Annotated in this window: 5 protein-coding genes; 1 reads left to right on the top strand and 4 read right to left on the bottom strand. The window is 76.5% G+C overall.

Annotated elements, in window-relative coordinates; translation table 11 throughout:
* Positions 1-738, top strand: a 738-nt coding sequence (locus tag HGA02_RS10235; RefSeq protein ID WP_210728412.1) for a hypothetical protein, incomplete at its 5' end; no start/stop codon positions are given.
* 16 nt (positions 739-754) lie between these two features.
* Here HGA02_RS10235 and HGA02_RS10230 read toward each other — a convergent pair.
* From HGA02_RS10230 to aroA, 4 genes are all read right to left on the bottom strand, one after another.
* Positions 755-1,489, bottom strand: coding sequence for a class I SAM-dependent methyltransferase (locus HGA02_RS10230; RefSeq protein ID WP_168678916.1), 735 nt, complete (start codon positions 1,487-1,489; stop codon positions 755-757).
* A 130-nt stretch (positions 1,490-1,619) separates the two neighbouring features.
* Complete coding sequence (locus HGA02_RS10225) at positions 1,620-2,417, bottom strand: inositol monophosphatase family protein (protein ID WP_168678915.1); 798 nt, start codon at positions 2,415-2,417, stop codon at positions 1,620-1,622.
* Between the two features lie 28 nt (positions 2,418-2,445).
* On the bottom strand, positions 2,446-3,531 hold the full coding sequence (rsgA, locus tag HGA02_RS10220; RefSeq protein WP_210728411.1) for a ribosome small subunit-dependent GTPase A: 1,086 nt from the start codon (positions 3,529-3,531) through the stop codon (positions 2,446-2,448).
* Positions 3,531-4,853, bottom strand: a complete 1,323-nt coding sequence (gene aroA / locus HGA02_RS10215; protein ID WP_168678913.1) for a 3-phosphoshikimate 1-carboxyvinyltransferase — start codon at positions 4,851-4,853, stop codon at positions 3,531-3,533. Before aroA ends, rsgA begins: the two co-directional genes overlap by 1 nt.
* Positions 4,854-4,964: the final 111 nt, after the last annotated feature.

Below are 4,964 nucleotides of genomic sequence, written 5' to 3'. Positions count from 1 at the left end.
AACCTCGCGGCGATGGTCGCGACGGCGCCGCGCCGCGAGCGTGACGCGGTGGTCGCGACGCACGTCCGCGGCCTCCTGGCGACGCGTGACTTCCGCGAGCCCGAGACGCTGGCGGAGATCACCGGGATCGTCGTCGCCCGGGTGCTGCCCGACGACCCGGCGCACGCGCCGCGCGACCCCGACGGGGACGCGGGGCCGGACCTCGGCCCCGGTCTCGTGGTGCGCGCGTGCCTCGACTTCCCGACGCACGTCTCGACGGTCACCGACCTCGCGCCGTTCGGCGGCTGGGCCGCCGTCGAGCCGTACGCCACCGCGAACCTGCGCGCCCTCCCGGCACCCGACCACCAGGTGCTCCGGCCCGCGCGCGGGGCGGAGGTGCACGTGTTCGCGTCGGACGACCTGTTCGGCGCGAGCCGGCTGCTGCTGCTCGACGACCTGCTCGCGTCGCACCTGCACCTGGAGCGCCCCGTCCACGGCGTCCTCGTCGCCGTCCCGAACCGCCACCTGCTCGCGGTGCACGTGCTGGCCGGGCCGGAGGTGACGCACGCGATGTCGACCCTGATCCCGCTCGCGCGCGGCGAGTTCGACGGCCCGGGCCCGGTCAGCCCGGAGGTGTTCTACCGGTCGCCCGACGGGACGCTCCAGCAGGTCACCGGTCCGGGGGAGGACGGCGGGGTCGCGGTGCTCGTCACCGGGGCGTTCGCCGAGGCGATGGCGGCGCTCGGCCTGGTCGGCTGACGACCGGCCGGGCCGGTCAGCGCAGCGTCGCCCGCCAGGCGCGCGTCACGTACGGCACGTCGACCTCGTCCCGGCCGCGCAGGTCCGGGTGGTGGGCGACGAGGTCGTCGACGCGGTCCAGCAGCGCGTCGCGCTCGTCGGCGGGCAGCGTCAGGAGATGGCTGCGGCTGGCGGCGAGCACCCGCAGGTCGGCCGTGCGCATGCGCGACGACCAGGACGTCTCGCGGTGCTCGGGCGGTGTGAACGCCGGTCCGAGGTCGGGCTCGTGCGCGCTCGTGTCGAGCGGGTCGCCCGTGTGCACGATCTCCGTCCAGCGCGCCACCCAGTCGGTGCGCGCGTCGCGCACGTTCCACACGACGGCGACCCGGCCCCCGGGCCGCAGCACGCGCGCGACCTCGGCGGCCGCGGCGCGTGCGTCGAACCAGTGCCACGCCTGCGCGACCGTCACGGCGTCGACGCACGCGTCGGGCAGGCCGGTCGCCTCCGCCGTGCCGGGACGGGCGTCGGCCTCGGGGACCGTGCGCTCGAGCTCGGCACGCATCGCGTCCGACGGCTCGACCGCGACGACGTCGTAGCCGAACGCGACGAGCCGGCTCGTGAGCTTGCCCGTCCCGGCGGCGAGGTCCAGCACGTCGCGCGCGTCGTGCGGGACGCACCAGCGCACGACGTCGTCGGGATAGGTCGGTCGCGCCGCCTGGTACGCCTCGACGCCGTGCTCGAACGACGCCGCCCGCACCGCCCGCTGGTCCATCCCGGCCCCCTCTCGCCCTTGGCACCGACGGTACGACGCACCGACGCGCCTCACCTGTCCGGGCGACCTCGAGGGAGCGGCTCGCCGCGAGCCTGCTCGACGGCGGTCGTCACCAGGCTCACCACCTCGCTCAGGGCATGGGGTCGAGCAGCTCCAGGGCCTGGTCGTGCAGGAGCCCGTTGCTCACGAGCGCGGAACCGCCGAACGGCCCCGGGACCCCGCGCACCGACGTGAACCGGCCGCCCGCCTCGGTGACGATGGGGACGAGCGCCGCCATGTCGTGGAGCGCGAGCTCGGGCTCGGTCGACAGGTCGACGGCCCCCTCGGCGACCAGCACGTGGCTCCAGAAGTCCCCGTACGCGCGGGTGCGCCACACCCGCCGCGTGAGGTCGAGGAAGCCGTCGAGCCGGCCCTCCTCCTCCCAGCCGCTCAGGCTCGAGTACGACAGGGACGCGTCCGCCAGGCGGTCGACGGCCGAGACGTGCATGCGCGACGCGGATGCCAGCGACCGGCCCGTCCACGCGCCCGAGCCCTGCGCGGCCCACCAGCGTCGGCCGAGCGCGGGGGCGCTCACGAGGCCCACGACGACCTCGTCGCCGTCGAGGAGCGCGATGAGCGTCGCCCACACGGGCACCCCGCGCACGAAGTTCTTGGTGCCGTCGATCGGGTCGACGACCCACCGGCGCGGGCCGTGCCCGGTGTCGGGCATCTCCTCGCCCTGCACGGCGTCGCGCGAGCGCGCCCGGGACAGCTGGCCGCGGATCAGCTCCTCCGCCGCACGGTCCGCGTCGGACACGGGCGTCAGGTCCGGCTTGGTCTCGACGCGCAGGTCCTGCGCCTTGAACCGCGACATCGTGAGGGAGTCGACCTGGTCGGCCATCACGTGGGCGAGGCGCAGGTCGTCGTCGTACCCGGGGCGCAGGCTCATGGCGGACACCGTAGCGCCGCCCCCCAGGTCAGGGGCGTGCGGTCTCGCGCGACTCGCGCGGGTCGGTGTCCGCGGACCCGAGCCGGCTGGCCAGGAGGCGGCGGAACGACTCGACCCGGGCCGCGCGCGCGTCGCGGGTCTCGTCGTCGGGCGCGTCCGTCACCCAGTCGTCGAGCGCGCAGTCCGGGGCGTCGGCGGCGTGCGTGCAACCGCGCGGGCACTCCTCGGCGACCTCGGAGAGGTCGGCGAACGCGTGCAGCAGGTGCGCCGGGTCCACGTGCGCGAGCCCGAACGAGCGGACGCCCGGCGTGTCGATGACCCACGTCGGCGCGTCCGTCCCGGGCACCCGCAGGGCGACTGCCGACGTCGACGTGTGCCGCCCGCGGCCCGTGACGTCGTTGACCGCACCGGTCGCGCGGTCCGCGTCCGGGACGAGCGCGTTCACGAGCGTCGACTTGCCCACCCCGGAGTGCCCGACGAGGACCGACGTGCGGCCGTCGAGCGCCGCGCGCAGGTCGTCGAAGCCGCGGATGACGCGCTCGTCGCGCGGCCCCTCCGTGCGGGTCACGACGACGCGGACGCCGATGGGCGCGTACATCGCGACCAGCGCCGACGGGTCCGCGAGGTCGGCCTTCGTGAGCGCGAGCAGCACGTCCATGCCCGCGTCGTACGCCGCGGCGACGCAGCGGTCGATCATGCGCGTGCGCGGCTCGGGGTCGGCGAGCGCCGTCACGATGACGAGCTGGTCGGCGTTCGCGACGATGACCCGCTCGACGGGGTCGGTGTCGTCGGCCGTGCGCCGCAGGACGGTGCGTCGCTCGGTGATCCGCACGATGCGCGAGAGCGAGCCCTCGTCGCCCGACGTGTCGCCCACGACGTCGACCCGGTCGCCCGGCACGACCCGCTCGCGCCCGAGCTCGCGCGCCTTCATCGCCGTCGCGCGCCGCTCGTCGGGGCCGTCCGGGTCGACGAGGACCGCGTACCGGCCGCGGTCGACGCCCGTGACGAGCGCGGTCTCGGCGTCCGCGTGCTCGGGTCGGATCTTGGTGCGGGGCCGCGTCCCTCGTCCGGGCCGGATGCGCACGTCCCGTTCGTCGTAGCGGCGGGTCGGCATCAGGACGCCCGGGTCCCCGCGTCGGCGGGCCCGAGCATCCGCTGCCACATCCCGACGAAGTCGGGGAGCGTCTTGCCGGTCGTCGCGACGTCCTCGACCTGCACGCCCGGCACCCGCAGCCCGACGAGCGCGCCCGCGGTCGCCATGCGGTGGTCGGCGTACGTCCGCCACACCCCGCCGGTCAGCGGGCGCGGCGTGATGACGAGGCCGTCGGCGGTCTGCTCGGCCTGCCCTCCGAGCCGCGTGATCTCGTTCGCGAGCGCCGCGAGCCGGTCGGTCTCGTGCCCGCGCAGGTGCGCGATGCCGCGCAGCCGGGTGGGGGAGTCGCCGAACACCGCGAGGGCCGCGATGGTCGGCGCGAGCTCGCCCGCGGGCTTGAGGTCGAGGTCGGCGCCCCGCACCGCCCCGGTGCCGGTCACCGACAGCACGTCGCCGTCGAGGCGCGTCGTCGCGCCCATGCGCTCGAGGATGCCGGGCAGCAGGCCGCCGGGCTGCGTCGTCGCCGACGGCCAGCCCGGGACGCGCACCGTGCCCCCCACGGCGAGCGCGGCGACGAGGAACGCGCCGGCGTTGGACAGGTCGGGCTCGACGCGCACGTCCCGTCCGGCGACCCGACCGGGGGCGACGTGCCAGATGTCGGGCCGGGAGTCGTCGACCTCGACACCCGCCGCGCGCAGGACGTCGACGGTCATCTCGATGTGGGGCAGGCTCGGCAGCGTGCGGCCCGTGTGCCGGACCGTGAGGCCCTGGTCGAACCGGGCGCCCGCGAGCAGCAGGCCCGACACGAACTGGCTGGACCCGGACGCGTCGACGTCGACGTGACCGCCGCGCACCGCGCCGCGCCCGTGCACCGTGATCGGCAGGTGGCCGGGCTCGCCGTCCTCGTCGACGCGCACGCCGAGCGCGCGCAGCGCCTGGATCACCGGCCCCATGGGCCGCACGAGCGCCTCGGGGTCGCCCGTGAACTGGACCGGGCCGTCGGCCAGGGCGGCGACCGCGGGCAGGAACCGCATGACCGTCCCGGCGAGGCCGCAGTCGATCGTCACGTGCCCGCGCAGGGGAGCGGGCGAGACGAGCCAGTCCGTGCCCGTCTCGACGCCCACGCCGAGCGTCTCGAGCGCCTGGCCCATCAGCCGCGTGTCGCGCGACGACAGGACCGCGCGCAGCCGGCTCGGGCCGTCGGCGAGCGCGGCGAGCACGAGGTAACGGTTGCTGAGCGACTTCGACCCGGGCACCTCGACGAGCGCGTCGAGCGGTCCGGACGCCTGCGGGGCCGCCCAGAGCGCGGCGGTCGGGTGCGGGTGCGCGTCGAGGGCGGTCATGCCGTCAGGCTACCGAGCACGACCGGCGCGCCGACCCGCGCGCCCACCCGGCGGGCACGTCAGGAGCACCGCCGACCCGGCGTCCGGTCCCGCTCGCGGACGCGTCCGGTC

It is taken from the genome of Cellulomonas septica (assembly GCF_012396155.1).
Taxonomy (GTDB): Bacteria; Actinomycetota; Actinomycetes; order Actinomycetales; family Cellulomonadaceae; genus Cellulomonas; species Cellulomonas septica.
This window is presented reverse-complemented; position numbering and strand designations above follow the sequence as displayed.

Coding starts and splice junctions, on each gene's coding strand:
- HGA02_RS10230 (WP_168678916.1), bottom strand. CDS start 1,489: ATGGACCAGCGGGCGGTGCGGGCGGCGTCGTTCGAGCACGGCGTCGAG.
- HGA02_RS10225 (WP_168678915.1), bottom strand. CDS start 2,417: ATGAGCCTGCGCCCCGGGTACGACGACGACCTGCGCCTCGCCCACGTG.
- rsgA (WP_210728411.1), bottom strand. CDS start 3,531: ATGCCGACCCGCCGCTACGACGAACGGGACGTGCGCATCCGGCCCGGA.
- aroA (WP_168678913.1), bottom strand. CDS start 4,853: ATGACCGCCCTCGACGCGCACCCGCACCCGACCGCCGCGCTCTGGGCG.